The following is a 24,418-nucleotide window of genomic DNA, read 5'->3' on the forward strand; positions in this document are numbered from 1 at the left end:
ATGTTGATGATCGTATTTATTGGTAATGGCAAAAAGTAACTATATTACTCGTGATGGCTGGCATGCCTTGGATAAAGAGCTAAAATATCTTTGGAAAGAAGAGCGTCCTCGCGTCACTCAATCGGTCTCTGAAGCAGCGGCTCAAGGTGACCGTTCGGAAAATGCTGAATATATCTATGGTAAAAAAAGATTACGTGAAATAGACCGACGGGTTCGTTTTTTATCCAAACGTCTTGATGAATTAAAAATTGTTGACCCAGATCCTCGTCAAGAAGGAAAAGTGTATTTTGGCGCTTGGGTAACCCTTGAAGACGATGATGAAAACATTAAGACATTTAGACTAGTCGGCCCTGATGAATTTGACCCAGCAAAACAGTGGATTTCTATTGATTCCCCTGTCGCGAGAGCGCTGATCGGTAAAAAAGTGGATGATGAAGTTAGCGTGCAAACGCCAGGTGGCATCGTTAATTACTGCGTATTATCTATCAAATATTATTCGGAATAAGATAAATAAATAGTGTGATATTCTAAGATACAAAGTCAGAACAAGTTTTGCCTATAAATCATTAATATTTATTCTTTGTTTTTGGTTTAATATTCTTATCAATGATAGAATTCGCTAATAAAAGCATTTGCACTTCGGGAGCTTAAAGATGCAAGACAGTTATAAAGTGCTGATTGTGGATGATGATTTACGTCTACGTTCACTATTAGAGCGCTATTTGACAGAGCAGGGTTTTCAAATCCGCACCGCGGCAAACTCCGATCAAATGGATCGTTTACTTACTCGCGAATCTATCCATCTTATTGTCCTCGACTTAATGCTTCCTGGCGAAGATGGCTTATCTATTTGTCGTCGCTTGAGAAGCCAAAACAATCCTATCCCTATTATTATGGTGACTGCCAAAGGGGAAGAAGTTGACAGAATTGTCGGACTTGAAATTGGTGCTGATGATTATATCTCAAAACCATTTAACCCAAGAGAGCTATTAGCCCGTATTCGTGCGGTGCTTCGTCGCCAAGCCAATGAACTACCGGGAGCACCTTCACAAGACAATGCGATTGTCTCATTTGGTAAATTTAAGCTTAACCTCGGTACGCGGGAAATGTTCCACGAAGATCAACATATGCCTTTGACCAGTGGTGAATTTGCCGTATTAAAAGTCCTTGTTTCACATCCCCGAGAGCCATTATCACGTGATAAATTAATGAGTCTGGCGCGAGGTCGTGAATATAGTGCGATGGAGCGTTCTATTGATGTGCAAATTTCTCGTTTACGTCGCATGATTGAAGAAGATCCCACCCATCCTCGCTATATTCAAACGGTTTGGGGACTGGGTTATGTCTTTGTACCTGATGGAACGAGCGTATCATAATGAGAAGGCTGAGGCTTTCACCCCACAATAAGCTCACTCGCTCTCTATTTCTGGTTATCTCATTACTTTTTTTTAGCTTGATAGCCAGTTATGTTGTTGTACAGCATCTTATTGTCGGGCCAAGCCTCCAGCAATTTAATAAAGTATTAGCGTATGAAATTCGTACGCTAGTACCGGAAGAACTGATCTTAGTCGATGGCACCCCACTTAAAATTTCTCCCGCTCTACGTAATAAAATTTACAACGAGTTAGGTATCTCATTTTTTGATAAAGACGCCGCTTTAAAAGCCGGTTTAGAGTGGGCAAGAGAAGATTTAGAACTTAGCCAGCAGATGACGGATTATCTCAATAGTGATACGACGATTTGGCTAGAAAACACCCTAGAGTATCCTATTTTATGGATTAATACCCAACTCTCACCCACGCTATGGATACGCGTACCACTTACCGAATTAGGGCAAAATTTCTTATTACCCGTTTATCGGCAAGCCATTATTTTTATCATCATCGTAGTGGCATTTTTCTGGTTATATAACCGTTTTCAAAATCGTCCATTGCATGAAGTTGAATATGCAGCACGACGCATTGGTAAAGGGGTGATCCCTCCGCCAATACCTGAATCTGGCACTGCTGAAATGCGTTCAATTATTCGAGCATTTAATCAAATGTCATCAGATATTCGCTCATTAGATAATGATAGAACACTGGTGATGGCAGGGGTAAGCCATGATTTACGCACTCCGTTAACGCGTATTCGTCTTGCTACAGAAATGATGAGTCCTGAAGATAGTTATCTTGCTGATTCTATCAATAAAGATATTGAAGATTGCGATGCCATTATCGGTCAATTTTTAGACTATATGCGCACAGGCAAAGAGATGTCTTTAGAATTATGTGATATGAATGGTCTATTGCGTGAAGTGATCTGCGCTGAATCTAACTCAGGCAAAGTCAGCGAAGAGCATTTATACCCTTATCCTATCAATATCACAGCAAACCCAATTGCCGTCAAACGGGCGCTTACCAATATGATTGTTAATGCCACACGCTACGGACATGGTTGGATAAGCATCACAAGTAATCAAAATGAAGAATATGCTTGGTTTCAAGTTGAAGACGATGGTCCAGGCATTGCCAAAGAAGATAGACAACGTTTATTCCAACCCTTTGTTCAAGGGGAACAAGCACGAAGTTCAACCGGTGCGGGTTTAGGTCTATCTATTATTCGTCGGATCATGGATGCCCATGGTGGCTTTGTCGAACTCGGCGATAGCACGAAAGGCGGGTTACTTATCCGTGCCAACTTTCCGTTAAAAGTGCAAGAAGACGAAGATGATTAATATCCTCACTTTTCAACGTTAACGCCCTTCTTATTCTTTCTCACCTATTTTTATGCATTATTTTCACTCTTTTTCTGCTTTGTCATAAAACTGTCACAATTAAGACATTTAATTGTCATCTAACTGACCTATTGTCTGTGCGTACCGTAACCGAAGTTGATAGATGTCGAAAAGTTATTCTACCTATCCCACAGGAGGGATTATGAAACTGATGCGTACCACCCTGACCAGTGTCATTGCCGCTGCACTTTCAATGACGGCTCTTTCTGCACAGGCAACGACCTCACTGACTGGTGCTGGCGCAACGTTCCCTGCTCCAGTTTATGCAAAATGGGCAGATAGCTATCAAAAAGAAACTGGCAACAAAGTTAACTACCAAGGCATAGGCTCTTCTGGTGGTGTAAAACAGATCATTGCTAATACTGTCGATTTTGGTGCTTCTGATGCACCATTAGCTGATGAAAAACTCAAGGCTGACGGTTTATTCCAATTTCCAACTGTCATCGGTGGTGTGGTGATGGCAGTCAATATCTCAGGTATTAAATCCGGTGAGCTTGTCTTAGACGGTGAGACTATCGGGAATATCTACTTAGGCAAGATCCAAAAATGGAATGATCCTGCTATAGCTAAACTAAATCCAAAACTCAATCTACCTGACCAAAACATTGCTGTTGTTCGTCGTGCTGATGGTTCAGGCACATCATTCGTTTTTACTAGCTACTTATCTAAAGTAAATAGCGCATGGAAAGATGAAGTAGGCGCAGGCTCTACCGTTAAATGCCCTACAGGCTTAGGTGGTAAGGGAAATGATGGCATCGCAGCCTTTGTTCAACGTCTACCAGGCTCAATTGGTTATGTTGAATACGCTTACGCAAAACAAAACAATCTTGCATATACTCAATTAGTCACTGCAGATGGCGAAGTTATTCCTCCTACTGCCGATAGTTTTAGCGCAGCAGCGAGAAAAATTGATTGGAGTAAGAGCTTTGCACAAGACCTAACGAATCAAAAAGGCGAAAATGCCTGGCCAATTACTTCTACTACCTTCATTTTAGTGCATCAAACGCAAAAAGATGCGGCTAAAGGAAAAGAAGTACTGAATTTCTTTAACTGGGCATATGAAAAAGGCAATGATGAAGCGAAAAATCTTGATTACGCCGTATTGCCAAAAGAAGTGGTAGAACAAATTCGTGCCGCTTGGAAAACAAGCATCAAAGACAGTAATGGTAAACCAATTTACTAACCAAAGGGTTACCATTAAAAAATAGATTAACGTTCACCCCCTGCAACACAGGGGGTAATAAATTAAAGAGGCTTTATGGCCGAGCATACAACGGTAATAAAGGCCCCGAGTAAACGAGGGGACGTTATTTTTAGCGCACTAGTTCGACTAGCTGCGTTAATTACACTTTTGCTTTTAGCAGGTATCATTGTTTCACTGATTTTCGCCTCATGGCCAAGTATTCAACAATTTGGTCTGTCATTCTTGTGGACGAAAGAGTGGGATCCACCCGCACAGGAATTCGGTGCTTTAGTACCAATTTACGGTACTGTCGTTACCTCAATTATTGCCCTGATCATTGCGGTTCCGGTGAGTTTTGGTATTGCACTCTTTTTAACAGAACTGGCACCCAATTGGCTAAAGCGCCCATTAGGTATCGCTATTGAGTTATTAGCCGCTATTCCAAGTATCGTTTATGGTATGTGGGGACTCTTTATCTTTGCGCCGCTCTTTGCCACATACTTCCAAGAGCCTGTTGGCAATGTGCTCTCATCAGTCCCTATTGTCGGTGAGTTATTCTCTGGTCCTGCGTTTGGTATCGGTATATTAGCAGCAGGGGTTATCCTCGCAATTATGATCATCCCTTATATCGCGTCTGTAATGCGTGATGTATTTGAACAGACCCCGGTGATGATGAAAGAATCCGCTTACGGTATCGGCTGTACCACATGGGAAGTGATTTGGAATATCGTTTTACCTTATACCCGAAACGGTGTGATAGGTGGTGTGATGCTTGGATTAGGTCGTGCGCTCGGGGAAACTATGGCTGTGACCTTTATTATTGGTAACACCTACCAGTTAGACTCTGCATCACTCTTTATGCCGGGCAATAGTATTACCTCTGCATTAGCCAACGAATTTGCCGAAGCAGAAACAGGTCTTCATACCGCTGCATTAATGGAATTAGGTCTGATTTTATTTGTCATTACCTTTATCGTCCTTGCGATTTCTAAGTTTATGACACTACGTTTATCTAAGAATGAAGGAGCACGTTAAGATGGCTAAAACATCCTCTTCTTCATTACAAGTTCAAACAGAAAAAGAACTGCATATACGCCATAAACGCCAACTTTGGCGTCGTCAAAAAAACCGTATCGCACTGTTTTTATCTGTCTCTACCATGGCATTTGGTCTGTTCTGGTTAATGTGGATCTTGTTTTCTACAGTAACCAAAGGCTTTGATGGCATGTCTTGGGCCTTATTCACAGAAATGACGCCACCCCCTAACACCGATGGTGGCGGATTAGCTAACGCCATTGTGGGTAGTGGTCTACTTATTTTATGGGCGACGGTCATTGGTACTCCTTTGGGGATCTTAGCGGGTATCTACCTTGCTGAGTATGGACGTCGTTCATGGTTAGCGGAAGTCATACGCTTTATCAACGATATTTTATTATCAGCCCCATCGATTGTTGTTGGACTGTTTGTGTATACCATTGTGGTGGCACAAATGCAGCACTTTTCTGGTTGGGCGGGTATTGTGGCATTAGCGTTATTACAAATACCTATTGTTATTCGCACCACGGAAAATATGTTGAAGTTAGTCCCTGATAGCTTACGGGAAGCAGCTTATGCATTAGGGACGCCCAAGTGGAAGATGATCGCTAAAATCACGTTAAAAGCCTCCGTATCAGGTATTATCACGGGCGTATTATTAGCGATTGCGCGTATTGCGGGTGAAACAGCACCACTGCTATTTACTTCACTATCTAACCAATTCTGGAGCACAGATCTAAACGAACCGATAGCCAACTTACCTGTGACTATCTTTAAATTCGCCATGAGCCCTTTCTCACAATGGCAAGAGCTTGCTTGGGCTGGCGTATTACTGATCACCCTCTGTGTTCTATTTATCAATATTATCGCGCGCGTGCTGTTTGCTAAAAATAAGCATGGCTAACGCAGAAAGTTAAGCAAGAGAGAACGTTGAATGACTATGGCTAATGATAACGCTGGAAACAAAATCCAAGTTCGTGACTTGAACTTCTACTATGGTAAGTTCCATGCGCTGAAAAATATCTCATTAGATATTGCCAAAAATAAAGTAACGGCATTTATCGGCCCTTCTGGCTGTGGTAAATCCACTTTACTGCGTACTTTTAATAAAATGTATGAGCTTTATGGCGAACAGCGTGCTGAAGGTGAAATCTTGTTAGATGGCAACAATATTCTGACAGATAAACAAGATATTGCGCTATTACGCGCAAAAGTAGGCATGGTATTCCAAAAACCTACACCATTTCCAATGTCGATTTATGACAATATCGCTTTTGGTGTACGCTTATTTGAAAAACTGTCTCGTGCTGAAATGGACGAACGCGTTCAGTGGGCGCTGACCAAAGCCGCATTATGGAATGAAACCAAAGATAAATTACATCAAAGTGGCTATAGTCTTTCTGGGGGACAGCAGCAACGTTTATGTATCGCACGCGGTATTGCTATCCGTCCTGAAGTATTATTACTGGATGAGCCATGCTCTGCACTCGATCCTATCTCTACAGGTCGTATTGAAGAGCTTATCAGTGAACTAAAATCCGAATATACCGTGGTGATCGTCACCCACAATATGCAGCAAGCTGCACGTTGTTCTGATTACACTGCATTTATGTATTTGGGTGAATTAATCGAGTTCAGTGATACGGATACATTATTTACTCGTCCAGCGAAGAAGCAAACTGAAGATTACATCACTGGGCGTTATGGCTGATAACGAGGCAAATCATGGATAATTTAAACCACAATAAACATATTTCTGGTCAATTTAACGCTGAGTTAGAGCATATCCGTACAGAACTGATGGTCATGGGTGGCTTAGTTGAAGAGCAATTAAAAAAAGCCATTACCGCAATGCATAACCAAGACCAAGCATTAGCCAATGAAGTGATTGAAGGTGATCAAAAAGTCAATATGATGGAGGTTGCCATTGATGATGCCTGTATGCGTATCATTGCCAAACGTCAGCCCACCGCCAGTGATTTACGCCTTATTATGGCGATTTCTAAAACTATCGCCGAATTAGAGCGTATTGGTGATGTGGCAGAAAAAATCTGTAAAACGGCCCTTGAGAAATTTTCACATCAACATCAACCACTGCTAGTAAGTTTAGAGTCCTTAGGCCAACATGCGATACAAATGCTCCATGATGTTCTTGATGCTTTCGCTCGTATGGACTTAGAAGAAGCTATTCGAGTCTATCGTGAAGATGCAAAAATTGATAACGAATATGAAGGTATTGTTCGTCAATTAATGACTTATATGATGGAAGATCCTCGCACTATCCCGAGCGTACTGACGGCATTATTCTGTGCTCGTTCTATCGAACGTATTGGCGATCGTTGCCAAAATATCTGTGAGTTTATCTTCTACTACGTCAAGGGTCATGACTTCCGTCATTTAGGGGGTGACCAAGTAGAAAGAATGCTGACAAAAAATGATGATAGTCATTCTGCTAATTAAATAATTTATTCACTCTCTTTACGCTCTGAAACAGAGGCATTATTTGCCTCTGTTTTTTTATTTATGTTTATAAAGTCACTATCTCTCCTTAACTTATTCTATAAAAGCATATCCATATCATTTTTTATTATTTTATGAACTTAGAACAACTTGATAGCGTGATAGGCAACATAACAATGAGAATACTTTTTTTGGGGTGAATAATGAAATTACGTGTTTTGGCAACGGCATTAATTGCTGGCTCAGTGCTTTTTTCTGGTCTGGCAAAAGCCGATAAATTAGACGATATAAAACAGGCAGGTGTGGTACGCATTGCTATTTTTGATAGTAACCCACCGTTTGGTTTTATCGATCCACAAACCAAAAAATTGGCAGGTTATGATGCAGATATTGCGAATGAAATTGCCAAAGATCTCGGGGTAAAATTGGAATTACGTCCAACTAACCCAGCTAACCGTATTCCACTACTTAGCGCCAAAAAAGTCGATTTAATTGCCGCCAACTTCACCATTACCGAAGAGCGAGCAAAACAAGTCGATTTCTCTGTACCTTATTTTGCTACTGGACAGAAATTTATCGCGCGCAAAGGCGTATTAACCAGCCCTGAGCAAATTGCGTCATTACGCATTGGGGCTGACAAAGGCACCGTACAGGAAATTACCTTACGTGAACGCTATCCTGAAACTAAAGTCATCTCCTATGACGATACCCCTCTTGCGTTTGCCGCATTACGCAATGGCAATGTACAAGCTATAACCCAAGATGATGCTAAATTAGTAGGGTTATTAGCTAATTTACCTGAGAAAATCAAAGCTGATTTTGAAATATCGCCCTTTAGTATTACACGAGAATATCAAGCCGTTGCCGCAGCTAAAGGTGAACAGCGTTTAATTAACGAGATTAATAACACGCTATTAAGATTAGAGAAAGAAGGCAAAGCAGACGAAATTTATAATCGTTGGTTTGGCCCAGATACTAAGTCCGCTCAACCTCGTGGTGACTTTAAGTTTGCCCCACTTTCTGAGCAAGCGCCTCAATCCTAATGGTAGAGCAAATAACGATTTAATTCATCGCGATGATTTATTGATAAAACACCAACCCCGCTACTGCGGGGTTTGGCGTCTGCAATAGGTAATAATTATGTTTGCGCAGTTTCTTTCTCACTATCTTCTTGAGCCTCACTACTTAAGTTGGCTGTGGCAAGGTTTTTTAATCACCTTGCTTATCTCTTTCTGGACTATCATTATTGCCACATTACTAGGTTTTCTTCTCAGTGCTGCCTATGATAGCCATATCGCGCCATTACGTTGGTGTGCGGCCATTTATACTTCACTCTTTCGTAATACCCCATTATTGGTTCAGCTCTTCTTTTGGTATTTTGCTTCTGGTGAACTATTGCCACAAACGGCCATGATATGGCTTAACACCCCACATGAACTTTCTTTATTTGGCTTAACGCTCTCTTGGCCCTCTTTTGAATTTTTAGCCGGTATTATTGGGCTTACCTTTTACTCTGTACCTTTTATTGCCCAAGAGCTAAGAGCAGGAATACAGGGAGTCAGACAAGGCCAAAAATATGCAGCTTTAGCGTTAGGATTAACCCACTGGCAATCCATGCGTTATGTCATTTTACCGCAAGCTTTTCGTATCGCCCTTCCGCCATTGTTGGGTCAATATATGAATATTATCAAAAACTCCTCTCTCACTATGGCCATAGGTGTCGCAGAGCTTTCTTATGCTTCAAGGCAAGTTGAAACTGAATCATTACGTACTTTTGAAGCGTTCGGCGTCGCCACCATACTGTATATCGCTGCCATTGCATTAATGGAAGCTTGGGGGCAATGGCATCAGCAACGAAAATTAGCGCAAGGATATTGATATGGACTTTACTGTTATTGCTGATAATTGGCAGTATCTACTTTTTGGCGCGTATCCTGATGGGCCATTAGAAGGTGCGGCTTTAACCATATTTATTAGTGTGATCGCCGGTATTGTATCTATTATATTAGGGACGCTTGGGGGGATCGCTCTCGCCATGCTTAAAGGGGTATGGGTTAACTTATTTGCCGCTTTTTTAGGTTTTTTCCGTGCTATTCCGGTCATTATGCTGATTTTTTGGCTCTATTTTCTATTACCCGTGGTATTAGGAATGGAAATTCCTGAGATAACCACCGTGATCTGTGCTCTAGCACTTATTACCTCCTCTTATATCGCTCATGGTGTTAAAGCCGGTATTCTCGCTATTGGCAAAGGGCAATGGCAAGCAGGTTTATCATTAGGATTTAATCGCTGGCAGACGCTTTGGTATATCGTGTTACCACAAGCATTACGTATGATGGTGCCCTCTTTTATCAATCAATGGATAGCCTTAATTAAAGATACTTCCCTCGCTTATGTTGTAGGTGTCGGTGAACTCTCATTCTTAGCAACACAAGTTAATAATCGCAGCATGGTGTACCCGATGGAAGTTTTTTTATTTGTTGCCTTTATTTACTTTGTGCTCTGTTTTTCATTAGAGTTAATTGCCAACCGAGTGGGGAAATTATTTACCCCCCAAAAAGAAAAACGCTCTTTTTGGCAATATGTTATCCCTAATAAAAAGCCTTCACTGAGTGAAAAAATTATTTAACTTATTCATCCCCTAATAATATTGATTAGGGGATTAAATAATAACCATCACAATGTCTTACTCCTTAAAATTTTTTAGTGCTTTTAAACGTAAGATCATATCAAATGCTAATATAAATTCCTGATAGAGTTTATTTCTCCGCTCAATAAAATAGAGATAAATAACTAAAGATAAACTCACCGAATAAATTAAAAAGAAATTCTCTTTTATATTCAGCAAATAGAATAATAAACAGAGTAACAATGTACCTAAAGGGATCAAAATCAGAAACCATAATACACGGCAAAATAGGCCTCTTTTTTTTACCTCAGCAAAATCTTCTTCAAAGCTATAACAAATAATCATCCCCATTAAGTAATTAATTTTACTCGCCTTCGACAAAAAAAGCATAATAAACAGAACACTATATAAAAGAATAATTAATGCAACAATAAACTCAATATTAAGATAACCTTGCTCTAACGAGAAAGTAGCACTGTTCTGGAGCGGAAAAACAATAGGAAAATTAACAAGTAAACTTAAAAAAACCTCATTAACAATAATATAGGATATGTTAAATTTTTTCTTCTCACGGCTATATAAAGAAAAGTTATTCAAATAATGAATTGAACAACTGACATAAAACTTGATCAAAAAATACATAAAAAACCATATCATTAATGGTGACAAGAAAAAACCAAGAAAAATAATAATATATATTTGGCTATCAAAAACAATCTCGATTAAATAAGAGGTAACAAGAAATATTATTATAACCCCAATTATATAGCTTAACGAAAAAACAGTAAAATAACGTGATATTATCGTCCTTTTTGTCTCGCTTTTATTATTATTTTTTAAATAAAACTTTTCAGAAAAGAGACAGTATCGCCAATATATTCGCTCATTCATCACTGCACTGAGTAAGATGACAATAAAAATAGCAAAGTTACCCATAAATAATAACCAAAAACTTAACTCATTATAATTATTAATAAAGCATAAACTTAATACTATCGAGGCGATATAAATAGGTGTTAGCATAGTATGATGATGCGCTTGCATATAATAATGATAATTAGGCAACATAATTGCTCCTATATAAGATAATTAAATATAATCATTAACATGCAATATATTTTTATCTTTTAGCGTATGTGAATTTTTCGCTAAATAATACAATGACTTGCTATCACCAAGTTCAATAAAATTGTGATAGCCTAAATGACACCATAGCGCCATAGTTGCTGTCCATCTTACGGTTTCTGTGAGTTGATTAACTAAATTCTGTTTAATTGTCTCAATATCGCTAACAATCTCAGCAGAAACATTCATCACTAGGGGTTTATCTGGGATTGAAAAAGGGATTGTCTGTAAAAAGTGAGCAAGTAAATTTTTCCCTTCGCTCATCAATTCAGTGTGCCAAGCACCATTAACGGCTAATTTATTCGTTTCTATTTTCATATTAGCTAATTGATTAACAACCTTACGTACACTTGCATACTCCCCCCCAATAACTTGGTGAAGTTCACTGTTATCACAGCAAATATTCACCTTTGTGGCGAGATCTTGCTGGGCAATCAATGTTGATAACGTCTGATAAGAGCAATTTTTAACAACATACATTACCCCTTTGTTATTCTTAGCGAGCTGTTGCATGATAGATGCGCGATAACTAATTAACTTAAAGACAGATTCAAGTTCCAGTACGTTCGCCGCAAATAACGCTGAATATTCTCCAGCGCTGTGCCCTGAATACCCCGCCTCATTCACATAACAATGCTCACGCAGTAAATAAAGAGAAGCAATATTGATAGTTGTTAACGCCACTTGCTGATAACAGGTTTGTACCAATTTATTCATGGGCCCTTTTAAACAAACCGTCCTTACATCGAACCCTGCTATTTCACTCGCACAATTCCATACTTCTTTTATTGATGGAACGTCACGATATACCCTATTTCCCATACCTAAATAAGGCCTACCCTGACCTGGAAAAAATAAAATGCTCTCTTGATTTTGGTGATACTTTTTCTCTCTCAATGGCATAGACCATACTCCTAAATAGTAATATTATTTTTTTGATATTTTTGTAAATAGTGGCTAACTTTAAAAATAGAGATACACGAAGCGATTGTTGCGGAAAAAAATAATAATAGAGGGATTTTAAACATAGCATCATATTGCCATAGCCAAGGGAGCATTAATGAATAGCTATTATTATCAGATAAAGAAATATTGATTTGTTTCAAATTAATCAACCAAAATAATAGCTGATGAATTAATAATATCGTTATAGAAATTGTTATAGTCATAAAAATAGCCAATAAAATAAATAATCGAGAAAAACTACCTCGCCAAATACCTAATCGATTAAATTCGAACAGATCACCAATAGCTTTTTTGATAGTGATGATAATGATTTTATTCACTAAAAAATAATAATAAATAGCAATAATGCTATACAATAATAGCATTGACCACTTAAAGAATGTCACAATAGAAATAATATAACTTTGTCTCTCAATAACAGGGATCACTTGCAAATTTAAAGATTTTTCTTTATTAATCCTTGTTATTTTAGCTATTACGCTATCAATATCATGCACATTTTTTAATAGAATATTTATTTTTGAGACACTTTTACTTTTTTTTATATATTGTAGTGTTTCTAATGGAATTTTGATCATGGCATAAGGATAACTATTTATTTGTGTGTTAAAAATACCACGTACATAAGTTGGTAATACCATTTTTTCATTATTATGAATAAATACAACATTAACTAAATCCCCATAGTTTATATTTATAGCATCAGCAATAAACTTATCTATCGTGATCTCAGTTCTTCTGACATGAGACAATTCACTCCCTGAAACAGTTAGATCGTATGCTCCTATAGTTAATAATGACTTAGGCTCGATAGCTAGGCCAGAAAACAATACTGCTTTTTTATTGATAACATTTTCTATCATGCCTGAAAAAATAATTTGTGGTGAAATTACCTGAATTTTTTCTAATAACTGCTTATCATAAGTTAATAAATGGATGATTTCTTCAGCATTGGTTATTTCCAAATAATCTTTCTTATCAGTAATATCCTGTTTATTATCTTTTTTATAAATTTCGATATGCCCTAAATTGGAATATGCTACTTGCTCTTTGAGCAGTAGCGTGAGGTGATGATAAAAACCCTCCAAAATCGAGATGGCGACACAGAGTAAAACGATAAAACATAAATTTCGATAAAAATGGCTAAGGGTTATATAAAGTAACCCTAATGTGTATTTGATATAAAACCAAGATAATGAACTAGAAAGTAATACTATCAAAATAAATATTGAGATGAATATAATAATATTTTCCATTAATCACTCTCTAATGTTATTGGTTGAATAACCGCGGTCTTTTCAATAGATAACCAAGGAGGAACGCTAGTGAAACTATATCGAGCAATTTTTTTACTCGCTTCATTTTCTTGAAGTAATTGAGCCATGATCTTTTTTGCTTGTGTCACTTGCTCACAACTAAATAATGCACGCGCATACATATAGTTAATCATGGGTATAAGTTCACTATTGATATTAATATTCTCAAGTAATTGCTGACTGTCTTTTTTAGCCACCACACAGCGCCCTAAATAACGAGGTGTAAAAGCATCCATTCTTAATCTTAGATAGATCAACCGCCAATTAGTTGGGTTTTGTTCAACAACTTCATCAAGATAAAAAAAGGCCTTTTTTATTGTCTGTGCAGCCTGAGAATAAGCTTTATTTTTATGATAATAAGCGGATAAAAATACACTGACATAACCATAAATGACTTTATCAAATGGATGATCACCTTGTTTTATACTGTATTCTAACTCTGAAATTAATGAGGTCAATTTATCATTGGCAGTAAATGTATTCAGTGATATAAATAATAAGAAACGTTTATCACTATTTTTAATATCTATTTTACTCTCTACTTGTGAGAGCAATAGAGAAATTATTATTAAAATAATACCGATACAATTAAGTTTTCTCCCCATCATATAACTCTCCATGTTTAATCGTTATAATTTTATCTACAGCCGTGTTTGGATGATTACAATTAGTGATTAATAATATTGGTATAGATAAATCTTTATGTACTTGTGATAATAATTGGATAAAATAATCAAAGTTATTCTGACTGAAACAATCATTATTATAATTAGCAATGATACACTTAGGTTTTTTCACTAAAGCTCTGCTAAAGGCAACCTTTAGCAATTGATCTGTTGATAACGATTTTGGGGTTTTATTATAGAGTTTTTCTATGCCCATAGATTTAAGTGTATTTATAATATTATTCTTTAGCTTTTTTTTATCTTTATGATTGACTACTGAATAATAAATATTATCAAATACATTACAATGATTAAAAAAGTAATTTTCTTTGAAAACAAAACCGATCATTCTATTCCTTAATAAAGCTCGCTGCTTTTCATCTAGAATATTTATATAGTTACCTAAAAAATAAGTATAACCAGTATATTGAATATCAACTCCTGAAATAATATCAATCAATGCATTCTTTTCATTCTCTTGTTGATATTTTATTAATGTAAAATGCTCATTATTAATGTCGAATGTGAGATTTTTAAAAATTATTTCAGCATTACTTTTATCATGATAAAATTTATTAATATTTGTTAGTGAAAATAATGCTAATTGGCGTGCTTTTGTTATTCCATACATAAAATACCTTATTATTGTTTCCAACAATCAACCAGCCAAACACCATTTTCTCCATCAAACGCACTCAAAAGGTAATGAGAGGCACTATCTGCTGCTTTTTGTAAATGATCGAACATAAGAGCCGGTGTGATAAACCCACTATCACCATAAAGACGATTTAAAAAATAGCAATTAAGATTAACAGGTAATGCTGTGAATGCGGTTTCAAGTATAGAAATATATTTATAAGTCAGTAACGCAGTTATATAAATTGAACCCGTCTGTTTATTAATACAACGGTGCCAATTTTTAACTAATTGCTTTATTGCCTTTTTTCTATTTTGACTCATAGAAAAATAATGATTGATAGAAATCAAAATATCTGAACACTGTTTTTTATTGATAATAATGCAGGCGACTCTTTCAATACTATTTATATTTTCCAAAGAGTTAGGCTTGAAAAAAAGGGTTATCGGTTGTCTTTCTATTTCACTAAAAGATAAAATTGGTACAGCCCGAAAACCACCACAAATAAATATATTATCAAGTAAATCACTATTAATAAGTTTTTGTGCTAATAATAGTGCCGACATCATACCATTACGTTCACCTCTTATTTTGCAAGAGAAATTTTTTATACTGTATTTTTTTATGATATTTCTAGGAATAATATTAAGAGTAAACACATCCCTTAAACTATCTATCTGTTCGAAAGCAGTTAGCTCTCCCCATGCATCAATATAAATCAGTCCATTTCGCTCTTTTTTTAAGAGGAATTGTGATTTTGTATCTAATTGACCAACAGCATGATCGACCACATGCTCTATTGCAGATAGGTAAGGACGACAATTTGTTTTTCTTATTCCTTCACGTAGATACATATCATGATTGACCCCATAGCGTTGAAAACTCCAACTTTTTCCTGCGCTTTTTTTACCCGCTAAACGTAACATATGAGATTCCCATACGTTATACCATGAAGGAATAAAAGGGATCAGTGGCTCTTGTGGCTCAAAAAAAGCATAAGCGGCTAAATTAATAGCACCAGTGGGTAATAATCGCCTCATCCTTGCTCTCCATTTGCGATTAATAACATGGCAATAATAGAGCCATCCATACCTAAGCCGATTTTTAAAATAGGTTTAGCGCTATAGTTCACACACTCTTGATTAGTGAGGAAATTAACCTCCATTCCATCATCTATTGGATAATGTGAAGTCGAGGGGATCAATCGATTATTTTTTAATGAATCAGCTATAATCATTAAATCAATAATACCAGAGCAATTAGAAATATAACCTATCTGCCCTTTATAGCTAATAATAGGGATGGGTTGTTTAAAGATGTTAGTAATAGCTACCGTCTCAGCTTTATCACTAATAATCGAACCATTACCATGAATAAAAATAGCACCAATATCACTTGGTAAATAATGACTAAGATCGAGAAGCTGAGAAATCACTTTTGATATTGTATAAAAGTTAAATAATGTGCCTCCCATTGTCCGTTCAGCATTACTTTGCATAAAAACGGAATGATAGATATAAGCAGGTGCAAGATATTGTCTCGAGTTTATCTGTTGTTGGCTTTCTAAAATCATCACGGCATAACCATCTGATAAGGTGACCCCATCACTGTATTTACTCAAAGGTTGAGCGTGCGCTTCAACTAACATGCCTTGGCTATCCATAAAGGCTATATCTTGTAAAAGTAAGCTATTCCACGACAATACTATTACAATATCCGCCATATCTTGGCTTATTTCATTATGTCCTATATGCACAGCCATTAACGCAGAATTACTGGCACAATAGATAGGAATAGGTGGGAAATCTAACTGATATTCAGCCCACAATTTATTCGCTAATTCATCCTGTGCAAAAGAGGCTGCATGGAGTGATTTTATCTGTGGAGAATATTGAACGTCTTCGGCATCGTTTTTATCATAAAACCCTTGGTAATCCATAAAATCGGCTCTAGGCCCGTGACCTGCAAGATACATTATGGTACGTGAAGCGCGAAGCTTTTCTAGGGTGATATTAGCCCGTTTTAAACTGTTATGAATTAATCGCGTTAATATCTCAAAATGATTATTGGGAATATTTTGATAGGGGATCACCGCCGGATTATGATTAAATTTAAAATATTCTACAAAATAATCATCAGAGAAGTATTTCTCTGTTTTAATTGTTCTTTTTAATAAGAGTTGTTCAGAAAGTTGTTCAAAATTTACTATTGAAGGTAAATTAAGTTCCCATCCACTTATCGCAACATTTTTCATAACGGTTTCCTGATGATAATTGCATAGTGGTTACATCCTTCTGATGAACCAAGAACTAAAGCAGTTTCTATCTGCTTATTAATCGGTTGGGTAACAAAATGAATATCATCAGCTATAAAACTTTTTGTATAAGGAATAGGTATTATCGTGTTGCTTTGCATCATATGAATCACTAAAGAGATCGCCAATATCCCAGCGCATGATTCAACTAAACCAAAAAAGGCATTGTAATTAACTACTGGTACATGATTTGCCGCTTGATAAAATAGTTGCCGAATCGCACGGATTTCAACTTCATCATTCTCTTTATTACCATCACTGGTACCACAGATAATATCAATATCTTGGCAACTGAGTTGCGCCTCAGATAATGCTTGTTGGATAGCCTTACATAAGGCGGCCACTCTATCAGTAATATTTTCGTCTACTAAAAAAGTATTATCATTAGCTTTACCGTAGCCAATAATTTCAGCATAAATTTTAGCGCCTCGTTGCTTGGCATACTCTTTATCTTCAAGAAATAACATCCCTGCCCCTTCTCCGGGGATATAGCCGGCACTTGCATTAGAATAAACCTGATAATCTGTCGCATTCTTGGTCAGATTAACTTTCTTACTCATCGCTTGAAAATAGAGTGAAATAGAACTGAAGTGCTCATCTGCCCCTCCGACAATTACCTGAGGTTGTAGATCTTGCCTGATAATTTCATAACCATAAGTTAACGCTCCTAATGCAGCATTAACCCCTGTTGCCAATGTCGTGGTATAACCTTTTATTCCCTCTGTGATGGCACAAAATGTCGGTACTGCATTCATTAAAGTACCAGGAAATTCTGATGTTCTTACTTTTTGCGGATCAGGAATTAAACTTTGTAAATAACGATTAACGGTACTTTGTGGCCCTTTTGACATTCCAACAATAAAACCTAAGTTATCACCATCACGTTTAATTTTGCGTCCAGCATTAGCAAGTGCTTCATTTAAAGCGAATAAGGCATAAGTCCCGCTAGGAATAGCTTTTCTTGGATCATAATAACGTAATGTTTTTTTCGGATTAACGTCAGTGATAGCATGATAACAGGCGTTATTTTTTAAGCGATGATCAATGTCGAGATCAAAATAAGGATGTCCTAACGATTGCTCAAAATCATTATCTTTTATGACAACAGACATCAAGTTGTCGATATCTTTCTGCACATCACTCGCAAATACGATAGGTTTTAATGTACCTGTTTTATCTCCTGCCGAAATCGCTGTTATTATCTCCATTACATTATTGCCAATAGATGTAATCGCCCCCACTCCGGTAATAACCACTTTTTTAGCTTTATATTCCGTCGGTGTTTTATCTGTAATATAAGGGCTTGCGATAATAGAGCAGTTATTTCCTCCAAAAGCATAATTATTCTTCATAAAAAATTTTACTTTTTTATCTTGAAAGAAATTCGGTACATAATTTAAATCACAGCTATGCCTTGGCTGAGTGAAATTTAATGTAGGGGGAAGTTTGTCTTCTGCTAAACAAATAAAACACGCGATGATTTCAACAATACCCGCAGCACCAATATTATGACCAACATAAGATTTTGTTGAACTTAATGGGATATGATAAATATTAGGAAACACTTTTTTCATCGACATAGTTTCAATGCGATCATTTGCTTCAGTACCTGTACCATGCACATTTATATAATCAATATCATTAGGAGTAATACCCGCATTATCCAGTGCTTTATACATAACTTGCACTGCACCATTTCCTCGAGGATCAGGGCTAGTTTCATGGTAAGCATCACAAGATGTCGCGTAAGAGACAATTTCACCATATATTGTCGCACCACGTTCAACCGCATGTTGATAATCTTCTAATACTAACGCCCCAGCACCTTCACCAATAGACATACCAGGAGTACCTGAAAATGGGGAAGTTGGTGTTGTTTTCATCACATTAAGGGCATAAAAACCCGCAAAGGTAGGAAGATAAATGGGTTCTGTTCCGACCGCTAGCACAACAGGATTTTTGCCATTTTGGATATAATCATACCCCATACCTATCGCGTTAGGGCTTGCGGTACAGGCCGTCGCCACTAATTCAAGACCACCACGTAAGCCAAGTAGACTTGATACACTCGAACAGCATGATGAAAATCCACCGGATAAAATGGCTTTTTTTATCGAAAAATCATCAATATGTTGTTCAAATAATGGCAGAAAGGCTTCCGTTCCTGCTGAAGAGACGCCCACGATCATCGCGGTATTATCTAAAATAGACTGATTATCTATTAAGTTTGCTTGTTGTAATGCCTCATTGCAGACTCGATATGCCCATAATGCCGCATTGTCTAGTGATCGAGCGATATGCTGCGGTATATCTGAATAATCTAATGCCATCTCAATCTCAGATGCATTGGCATTTTTAAACCATTTTAAATAACGTTGGCTGGGCTTAATATTACATTGTCTATTAAAAAGAACCTGTTTAAATTGAGGCACATCTTTAGCTAAAGATGATAAAATCCCCATTCCGGTTATTACAACCCGACGGCGTCTACTATTCATGTTAATTCCTATATAATATTTATTATTTTTAATAAATATTTTTTCTATAAATTTAATCTTTCATTATTGATGTCTTTCAAGATAACTATCTTCGGTTGGATTAATTATTAAACTTAAATTATTAACAAAGGGAATACTCGTTGTGATAAAATCAATATCACCATAAGCCGTTTTTATTTTATAGTCATCAATATCAACATAAGCAAATTCTCGTTTTAATAATATTCTGGCAATATGTTCTTTTAATATAAAAGAGTATCCCACTTGAATAACTACGCCTATTTGTTCATTTTGGTAATAGATTGCATCGCCTTGTAAAATTGCAGCATTCTGAGGCATATTAATTATTCTTGCGCCAACTATTTTCTGATCTACCCCATTATCAGCACGTTGTTTTATTGCATCTTGACCAATAAATGCATCTTTATCGTAACTAATCGCCCATTGCATTTGTAACTCAATAGGACAGCGACTAAAAGGATTAATCACTTGAGGCTCCCAACAAGGGTTTTCTAGTCGTATATTTTTTAAATCATCAACCCCGCCAATCTTTAAATCAAATTTCTCAGATAAAGTGCATAAATGTCGCCAAATAGACATTAATTTCTCTTCATCTCCCATAATGTGATAACAATATTCACCGTGTTTACCAACACGCATAGTAATGACATCTTCATCAACATACATAAACTCATGAAAAGGTAATCCAATAATATCCATACCGACGATTTCAGATAAAATTTCCCAAGCATAGGGGCCTTCTAGACAGATCATACGCCAATCTGGAGTAAGAGAAGCGATAGCATCAATTTGGTAGCATTCACCCCGTTCATCTTGCTTATCTAATACTTTTTTTATCTGCTGGCATATGGCATCACTATTCATCCACTCTGAAATTAAAAAATAGTGTTCATTATCACATAGTACATAGGCATCACTTATTATTTTCCCTTCTTTATCTAGCAACAATGTATAAAGTAGTTGTTCATCACGAATAGATGAAATGTCTGCAGAAATAAGATAATTGAGTAACCGCCAAGCATCTTCACCAGAAATTTTCACCATGCCATAATGAGAAAAGTCTGTCATTAATATGCTATTTCTTACCGAGAAATAAGCCTCATGTTCATTAGTATAACGTTTGGGAAGTGTCACTCCATTATATTCACCGAATAATACATTCGCTTTATTTTCCATTTCAAAGTATTTCATAACATCTCCAATAAATAAAAATGATATAACTTAATTATTATTACTCTCATTTTTTTCTTGTTTTTCTCGCTGTTTATTTAAAATAAAGGTTGTTAGGCTATTTATTGTTCTCATATAAGAAGGATCATCACCTTCTGTTACTTGAATATTAAATTCATCATTAAGAAAGACAATTATCTCAGTGGCATCAACAGAATCTAATTTTAAACCACTACCAAATAATGGAGTATCATCATCTATTTGATTAACACTCTTATTTAAATTGAGTCGTTCAATAAGCCCTTCTTTGACTCGCTTTAACATTTTTTTTCTTTGTTCAATTTTTTCATTTAACTTATCGTCATTTTCCATACTATTAATATCCTAATTTTTATTTTGTTCAGAGTGATTATATTCTCTGAAATTAACTATGGTGCCATTAGCAATAATTTTCTTTCCCACTCTTGCCTCAACAGAATAGTGTTTAAAATTGCTTTTATCAGAAAATAATAGAATGCTTGTTATCTCTATGGTATCCCCTGGGTAAGCAGCATTTTTATACCTTAAATTTTGTGAGGCCAATACACCGGAAACCTTTCTTCGATGCTGAATTAAAATTCGTTCTGATCTCGGCTCATTAAGGGCTTTGGCTATTTCTTTAAATGTATTTAATTCAATATTATGTTCTATTTTATAAATTGAACAAAAGTCATCAATAAAAGATAAATACTCACTCGTTTGACCAAAGATTTCCGCCACCATAACCCCTGGCATAACAGGATCGGTTGGAAAATGTCCTAATAAATAGGGATCATTAAAGGTGACATGTTTAATCGTTTTGATAATAGGTTTTTCACTAGGGACAAAATCGACTATCCTATCAACCATAATGGTCGGTTGTCGCCATGCCCCTAATTTTAAAAATAGTGTAGGAGGCAATAACGATTGATTATAGAGACTCATAAGGGTTACCTCTCATCGCATCACCATCCCACCATCAACGATTAATGTTTGCCCAACAATATAGCTCGATGCCTCGGAGCTTAAAAATACAATGGTATTGGCAACTTCAGCACTTGCTCCCAATCGTTGTAATGGAATAACCGATTTAATATGACGGACGACTTGGCGTGACACTTTTTTGACCATGTCAGACTCAATCATACCTGGTGCCACCGCATTGACTCGAATTCCTTTACCTGCCAACTCTGCAGCCAACGTATGAGTAAAACCTATAATTCCAGCTTTAGCGGCGCTATAGTTACTTTGCCCAATACTTGGAACAATCCCTGCAATAGAAGCAACATTAATAATGGTCGCTTTTTCTGCCGATCTTAATAAAAGCAATAACTGTTTAGTAAATTGACAAGTTCCTAATAAATTGGTTTTAATAACATATTCAAATTCACTTATATTTATAGCAGAAAATAATTCATCTTTAATTACACCTGCGTTATTGATTAATATATGAATAGCATTAGCATATGCCTTTAGTTTATCTAAAAAGTCATGAATTGATTTATCATTATTGATATCACATTGTAATATATGTAAGCGGTGACAATATTCACTCTCTTTTTTTAGCTTATCTAAGTTATTTCTATTTTGGTGATATAATGCATAAACATGACACTGCTGTTCAAGGTATTTCTGGCAAATTGCAATACCTATATCACCATTAGCTCCTGTAACAATCACATTCTTATTCTTTAGATCAGAATATATAAACATAATAAAACACCTATAAAAGCATCAATTAAAAATTGCAACAGCGACAGCATAATGATCACAATGAGAAATACTTAATAATGATTGGGTTATTTTTTTCTGCTTTAATAAATTAGAAAAATGGCCTGTAAAAAAATAACAAGGTGCGCCATATTCATCATGCCTTATTTCAATATCATGAAATAAAATCCCCAAACGAAATCCTGTACCTATTGCTTTTACAGCGGCTTCTTTAGCAGCCCAAAACCCTGCAACACGATGATAATTTTCATGAATTCTACCGATACTGTTTCTTTCATATTCAGTTAATAATCGCTGAGTTAACGGTTCACCACTTCTACATATTGCAATAGCCACCTTTTTTATTTCTATAATATCAGTTCCTATTCCCATATTATTTCATACTCAAGATGGTGTATCCTTTGATCTATGAGCGACAAAATATCGCTCATAGATAGGCTAAAATGTTATTTATTTAACGGCCCGACAACTTTACCTTTATTAGTAAAAGTGCCTTTATTATCGATAGTAATACTTTCTCTACCAACAATAATACCTGATTTTTCATTAGTAATATTCTCACCAGAAATAGTCGTGTCTTTTATTGAATTAAGAATACCGCGATTAATAATATTTCCTGTCACACCTAATTCGAAACTATTTTTACCTGACATAATACTATTGCTGGCATTGGTATATTTACCATTTATATTTACACGTAAATGTTCTACACCAGAAATGACGCCATTGTTTTCAAAATCACGATTAACCGTCACTTCAGTATCACCACTCGACGCAATAACACCTTTTAAGGTATTACTTTCAACCGAACCTGTACTGTTATTTTTCAGTGTATCGGTTTGCAGTGTTAATTTATCCTGGCCAAACAATGTGCCTTGTGAATTGGTAAAGGTGCTTGTCACTACAGAAGCATTTTTATGTGATGCAATAGTACCACTGGTATTATCAACAGAGGTGAATTTAAGCTCCATATCCCCATTTTCTGTTACAATACGTCCTTTATTACTCACTAATTTATTACCGCTTAATTTCATTTCGCCTTTACTAATTAATCCCCCTTTCTGATCAGGTTGCCCCAGATAAAAGCCCATTTCTGTTTTGAAATCTAAACTGCTGTTATTCGTCAGTTCTGGTGTATCAATCTCTAATTTCTGTTCAGTGATCACAAATCCTGATGTGTTATTAAATTTATCTGTTTTAAAATAAATAGCGTCTCCTTTAATAACACCTTTATTATTATTTATATAAGGCGCACTGATGGTAACGCTATCGCCTTCTAAGTAAAAAACACCAAAGTTATTATCTAATGTCTGGGAGAAAGTCACATTAGCACCAGTTTTAGATGCTAAGCCACCATAGAGGTTTTTGATCTTATCACTACTAAATGTCAAGTATCCCCCTGATTTTATATGTCCCCATTTATTGGTAATGTCGCCTTTGTTAGTGAAGTTCATATCGCCATCGGTGGCAATAATCCCTTGGTCATTATTCAGTCCAGCAATATTAACTGTCATACCATCCAGACCACTAAGAATACCTAATGAATCATCGCTAGCAGTATCTGCAGTCATGCCGGTATTTTTCAGCGCCTTACCATTAGTATCAATTTCAACACGAGTAACTGAGCGTAGGCGGCTATGGGTATTATTCATTGCGCCACTATTAATACTAATATCCCCTGACGCATCAATATAAGCATCAATATTATTGAAGTCTTTTAGGTTAGTATTAATATCAATGACACTTTTAGAATTGATTTGACCCTCTTTATTATTAAATAAGCCACTATTAATTTTAATACCATTAGTAGCAGAAATACCGACGCCTTCACCGACCGTTGCAGTATTCGTTATTGGTTTACCGTTTGTCTGAAT

Annotated in this window: 25 protein-coding genes; 11 read left to right on the plus strand and 14 right to left on the minus strand. The window is 36.3% G+C overall.

Annotation, left to right across the window (positions count from 1 at the left end):
- Positions 1 to 25 precede the first annotated feature (25 nt).
- The 11 genes from greB (at position 26) to HMPREF3129_RS11940 (ending at position 10,083) form a co-directional block, all read left to right on the plus strand.
- Positions 26 to 505: a transcription elongation factor GreB gene (gene greB, locus HMPREF3129_RS11890; RefSeq protein ID WP_004246793.1), complete on the plus strand. Its 480-nt coding sequence runs from the start codon at positions 26 to 28 to the stop codon at positions 503 to 505.
- Between the two features lie 148 nt (positions 506 to 653).
- Positions 654 to 1,376, plus strand: a complete 723-nt coding sequence (gene ompR / locus HMPREF3129_RS11895) for an osmolarity response regulator transcription factor OmpR (RefSeq protein ID WP_004246792.1) — start codon at positions 654 to 656, stop codon at positions 1,374 to 1,376.
- Positions 1,376 to 2,716 (plus strand): two-component system sensor histidine kinase EnvZ, encoded by a 1,341-nt coding sequence (gene envZ / locus HMPREF3129_RS11900; protein ID WP_012368538.1) that lies wholly within the window; start codon positions 1,376 to 1,378, stop codon positions 2,714 to 2,716. The genes ompR and envZ overlap by 1 nt, the downstream gene beginning before the upstream one ends.
- Before the next feature lie 202 nt (positions 2,717 to 2,918).
- The gene (gene pstS, locus HMPREF3129_RS11905) at positions 2,919 to 3,959 is read left to right on the plus strand and encodes a phosphate ABC transporter substrate-binding protein PstS (RefSeq protein ID WP_070487047.1); all 1,041 of its coding nucleotides are present in this window, start codon (positions 2,919 to 2,921) and stop codon (positions 3,957 to 3,959) included.
- 75 nt (positions 3,960 to 4,034) lie between these two features.
- A complete protein-coding gene (gene pstC, locus HMPREF3129_RS11910; RefSeq protein WP_004246789.1) occupies positions 4,035 to 4,994 on the plus strand; it encodes a phosphate ABC transporter permease PstC in 960 nt (319 codons plus the stop codon).
- 1 nt (position 4,995) lies between these two features.
- On the plus strand, positions 4,996 to 5,898 hold the full coding sequence (gene pstA / locus HMPREF3129_RS11915; protein WP_004249075.1) for a phosphate ABC transporter permease PstA: 903 nt from the start codon (positions 4,996 to 4,998) through the stop codon (positions 5,896 to 5,898).
- A gap of 30 nt (positions 5,899 to 5,928) precedes the next feature.
- A complete protein-coding gene (gene pstB, locus HMPREF3129_RS11920) occupies positions 5,929 to 6,705 on the plus strand; it encodes a phosphate ABC transporter ATP-binding protein PstB (RefSeq protein WP_004246787.1) in 777 nt (258 codons plus the stop codon).
- 14 nt (positions 6,706 to 6,719) lie between these two features.
- Positions 6,720 to 7,454: a phosphate signaling complex protein PhoU gene (gene phoU, locus HMPREF3129_RS11925; RefSeq protein WP_004246786.1), complete on the plus strand. Its 735-nt coding sequence runs from the start codon at positions 6,720 to 6,722 to the stop codon at positions 7,452 to 7,454.
- 203 nt (positions 7,455 to 7,657) lie between these two features.
- Positions 7,658 to 8,497 (plus strand): ABC transporter substrate-binding protein, encoded by an 840-nt coding sequence (locus HMPREF3129_RS11930; protein ID WP_004249074.1) that lies wholly within the window; start codon positions 7,658 to 7,660, stop codon positions 8,495 to 8,497.
- A 97-nt stretch (positions 8,498 to 8,594) separates the two neighbouring features.
- Positions 8,595 to 9,332 (plus strand): amino acid ABC transporter permease, encoded by a 738-nt coding sequence (locus tag HMPREF3129_RS11935; RefSeq protein WP_004246784.1) that lies wholly within the window; start codon positions 8,595 to 8,597, stop codon positions 9,330 to 9,332.
- 1 nt (position 9,333) lies between these two features.
- Complete coding sequence (locus HMPREF3129_RS11940) at positions 9,334 to 10,083, plus strand: amino acid ABC transporter permease (RefSeq protein WP_004246783.1); 750 nt, start codon at positions 9,334 to 9,336, stop codon at positions 10,081 to 10,083.
- A 57-nt stretch (positions 10,084 to 10,140) separates the two neighbouring features.
- Here the strand turns inward: HMPREF3129_RS11940 and HMPREF3129_RS11945 are convergent, their stop codons facing one another.
- The 14 genes from HMPREF3129_RS11945 to HMPREF3129_RS18985 all read right to left on the minus strand — a co-directional run bounded on the left by HMPREF3129_RS11945 (position 10,141) and on the right by HMPREF3129_RS18985 (position 24,196).
- The gene (locus HMPREF3129_RS11945; RefSeq protein WP_223302904.1) at positions 10,141 to 11,019 is read right to left on the minus strand and encodes a hypothetical protein; all 879 of its coding nucleotides are present in this window, start codon (positions 11,017 to 11,019) and stop codon (positions 10,141 to 10,143) included.
- Between the two features lie 153 nt (positions 11,020 to 11,172).
- Positions 11,173 to 12,111 carry an ACP S-malonyltransferase gene (locus tag HMPREF3129_RS11950; RefSeq protein ID WP_036919287.1) on the minus strand — a complete coding sequence of 313 codons (939 nt, stop codon included), beginning with the start codon at positions 12,109 to 12,111 and terminating at the stop codon, positions 11,173 to 11,175.
- 11 nt (positions 12,112 to 12,122) lie between these two features.
- Positions 12,123 to 13,430, minus strand: coding sequence for an ABC transporter permease family protein (locus HMPREF3129_RS11955; RefSeq protein ID WP_070487049.1), 1,308 nt, complete (start codon positions 13,428 to 13,430; stop codon positions 12,123 to 12,125).
- Positions 13,430 to 14,098, minus strand: coding sequence for a hypothetical protein (locus tag HMPREF3129_RS11960; RefSeq protein WP_036919290.1), 669 nt, complete (start codon positions 14,096 to 14,098; stop codon positions 13,430 to 13,432). Before HMPREF3129_RS11960 ends, HMPREF3129_RS11955 begins: the two co-directional genes overlap by 1 nt.
- Positions 14,079 to 14,786 carry an ATP-binding cassette domain-containing protein gene (locus HMPREF3129_RS11965; protein ID WP_036919292.1) on the minus strand — a complete coding sequence of 236 codons (708 nt, stop codon included), beginning with the start codon at positions 14,784 to 14,786 and terminating at the stop codon, positions 14,079 to 14,081. Before HMPREF3129_RS11965 ends, HMPREF3129_RS11960 begins: the two co-directional genes overlap by 20 nt.
- 11 nt (positions 14,787 to 14,797) lie before the next feature.
- Positions 14,798 to 15,832 (minus strand): hypothetical protein, encoded by a 1,035-nt coding sequence (locus HMPREF3129_RS11970; RefSeq protein WP_036919295.1) that lies wholly within the window; start codon positions 15,830 to 15,832, stop codon positions 14,798 to 14,800.
- On the minus strand, positions 15,829 to 17,046 hold the full coding sequence (locus HMPREF3129_RS11975; RefSeq protein ID WP_036919298.1) for a beta-ketoacyl synthase N-terminal-like domain-containing protein: 1,218 nt from the start codon (positions 17,044 to 17,046) through the stop codon (positions 15,829 to 15,831). Before HMPREF3129_RS11975 ends, HMPREF3129_RS11970 begins: the two co-directional genes overlap by 4 nt.
- Positions 17,043 to 19,604, minus strand: a complete 2,562-nt coding sequence (locus HMPREF3129_RS11980; protein ID WP_036895769.1) for a beta-ketoacyl-[acyl-carrier-protein] synthase family protein — start codon at positions 19,602 to 19,604, stop codon at positions 17,043 to 17,045. Before HMPREF3129_RS11980 ends, HMPREF3129_RS11975 begins: the two co-directional genes overlap by 4 nt.
- A gap of 63 nt (positions 19,605 to 19,667) precedes the next feature.
- Positions 19,668 to 20,816 (minus strand): aminomethyltransferase family protein, encoded by a 1,149-nt coding sequence (locus tag HMPREF3129_RS11985; protein ID WP_017827127.1) that lies wholly within the window; start codon positions 20,814 to 20,816, stop codon positions 19,668 to 19,670.
- Between the two features lie 30 nt (positions 20,817 to 20,846).
- Positions 20,847 to 21,167, minus strand: coding sequence for an acyl carrier protein (locus HMPREF3129_RS11990; RefSeq protein WP_036919299.1), 321 nt, complete (start codon positions 21,165 to 21,167; stop codon positions 20,847 to 20,849).
- A 12-nt stretch (positions 21,168 to 21,179) separates the two neighbouring features.
- Positions 21,180 to 21,758 carry a hotdog family protein gene (locus HMPREF3129_RS11995; RefSeq protein WP_004246772.1) on the minus strand — a complete coding sequence of 193 codons (579 nt, stop codon included), beginning with the start codon at positions 21,756 to 21,758 and terminating at the stop codon, positions 21,180 to 21,182.
- A 12-nt stretch (positions 21,759 to 21,770) separates the two neighbouring features.
- Positions 21,771 to 22,526, minus strand: coding sequence for an SDR family oxidoreductase (locus HMPREF3129_RS12000; protein ID WP_036895773.1), 756 nt, complete (start codon positions 22,524 to 22,526; stop codon positions 21,771 to 21,773).
- A gap of 21 nt (positions 22,527 to 22,547) precedes the next feature.
- A complete protein-coding gene (acpS, locus tag HMPREF3129_RS12005) occupies positions 22,548 to 22,916 on the minus strand; it encodes a holo-ACP synthase (RefSeq protein WP_004246770.1) in 369 nt (122 codons plus the stop codon).
- 74 nt (positions 22,917 to 22,990) lie between these two features.
- Entirely contained in the window at positions 22,991 to 24,196 is a 1,206-nt protein-coding gene (locus HMPREF3129_RS18985; protein ID WP_254668252.1) for a hypothetical protein, read from the minus strand.
- Positions 24,197 to 24,418 lie beyond the last annotated feature (222 nt).

This window comes from Proteus sp. HMSC14B05, from assembly GCF_001808035.1.
GTDB lineage: Bacteria > Pseudomonadota > Gammaproteobacteria > Enterobacterales > Enterobacteriaceae > Proteus > Proteus mirabilis.

Coding starts and splice junctions, on each gene's coding strand:
- greB (WP_004246793.1), top strand. CDS start 26: ATGGCAAAAAGTAACTATATTACTCGTGATGGCTGGCATGCCTTGGAT.
- ompR (WP_004246792.1), top strand. CDS start 654: ATGCAAGACAGTTATAAAGTGCTGATTGTGGATGATGATTTACGTCTA.
- envZ (WP_012368538.1), top strand. CDS start 1,376: ATGAGAAGGCTGAGGCTTTCACCCCACAATAAGCTCACTCGCTCTCTA.
- pstS (WP_070487047.1), top strand. CDS start 2,919: ATGAAACTGATGCGTACCACCCTGACCAGTGTCATTGCCGCTGCACTT.
- pstC (WP_004246789.1), top strand. CDS start 4,035: ATGGCCGAGCATACAACGGTAATAAAGGCCCCGAGTAAACGAGGGGAC.
- pstA (WP_004249075.1), top strand. CDS start 4,996: ATGGCTAAAACATCCTCTTCTTCATTACAAGTTCAAACAGAAAAAGAA.
- pstB (WP_004246787.1), top strand. CDS start 5,929: ATGACTATGGCTAATGATAACGCTGGAAACAAAATCCAAGTTCGTGAC.
- phoU (WP_004246786.1), top strand. CDS start 6,720: ATGGATAATTTAAACCACAATAAACATATTTCTGGTCAATTTAACGCT.
- HMPREF3129_RS11930 (WP_004249074.1), top strand. CDS start 7,658: ATGAAATTACGTGTTTTGGCAACGGCATTAATTGCTGGCTCAGTGCTT.
- HMPREF3129_RS11935 (WP_004246784.1), top strand. CDS start 8,595: ATGTTTGCGCAGTTTCTTTCTCACTATCTTCTTGAGCCTCACTACTTA.
- HMPREF3129_RS11940 (WP_004246783.1), top strand. CDS start 9,334: ATGGACTTTACTGTTATTGCTGATAATTGGCAGTATCTACTTTTTGGC.
- HMPREF3129_RS11945 (WP_223302904.1), bottom strand. CDS start 11,019: ATGGGTAACTTTGCTATTTTTATTGTCATCTTACTCAGTGCAGTGATG.
- HMPREF3129_RS11950 (WP_036919287.1), bottom strand. CDS start 12,111: ATGCCATTGAGAGAGAAAAAGTATCACCAAAATCAAGAGAGCATTTTA.
- HMPREF3129_RS11955 (WP_070487049.1), bottom strand. CDS start 13,430: ATGGAAAATATTATTATATTCATCTCAATATTTATTTTGATAGTATTA.
- HMPREF3129_RS11960 (WP_036919290.1), bottom strand. CDS start 14,098: ATGATGGGGAGAAAACTTAATTGTATCGGTATTATTTTAATAATAATT.
- HMPREF3129_RS11965 (WP_036919292.1), bottom strand. CDS start 14,786: ATGTATGGAATAACAAAAGCACGCCAATTAGCATTATTTTCACTAACA.
- HMPREF3129_RS11970 (WP_036919295.1), bottom strand. CDS start 15,832: ATGAGGCGATTATTACCCACTGGTGCTATTAATTTAGCCGCTTATGCT.
- HMPREF3129_RS11975 (WP_036919298.1), bottom strand. CDS start 17,046: ATGAAAAATGTTGCGATAAGTGGATGGGAACTTAATTTACCTTCAATA.
- HMPREF3129_RS11980 (WP_036895769.1), bottom strand. CDS start 19,604: ATGAATAGTAGACGCCGTCGGGTTGTAATAACCGGAATGGGGATTTTA.
- HMPREF3129_RS11985 (WP_017827127.1), bottom strand. CDS start 20,816: ATGAAATACTTTGAAATGGAAAATAAAGCGAATGTATTATTCGGTGAA.
- HMPREF3129_RS11990 (WP_036919299.1), bottom strand. CDS start 21,167: ATGGAAAATGACGATAAGTTAAATGAAAAAATTGAACAAAGAAAAAAA.
- HMPREF3129_RS11995 (WP_004246772.1), bottom strand. CDS start 21,758: ATGAGTCTCTATAATCAATCGTTATTGCCTCCTACACTATTTTTAAAA.
- HMPREF3129_RS12000 (WP_036895773.1), bottom strand. CDS start 22,526: ATGTTTATATATTCTGATCTAAAGAATAAGAATGTGATTGTTACAGGA.
- acpS (WP_004246770.1), bottom strand. CDS start 22,916: ATGGGAATAGGAACTGATATTATAGAAATAAAAAAGGTGGCTATTGCA.
- HMPREF3129_RS18985 (WP_254668252.1), bottom strand. CDS start 24,196: ATGAATAATACCCATAGCCGCCTACGCTCAGTTACTCGTGTTGAAATT.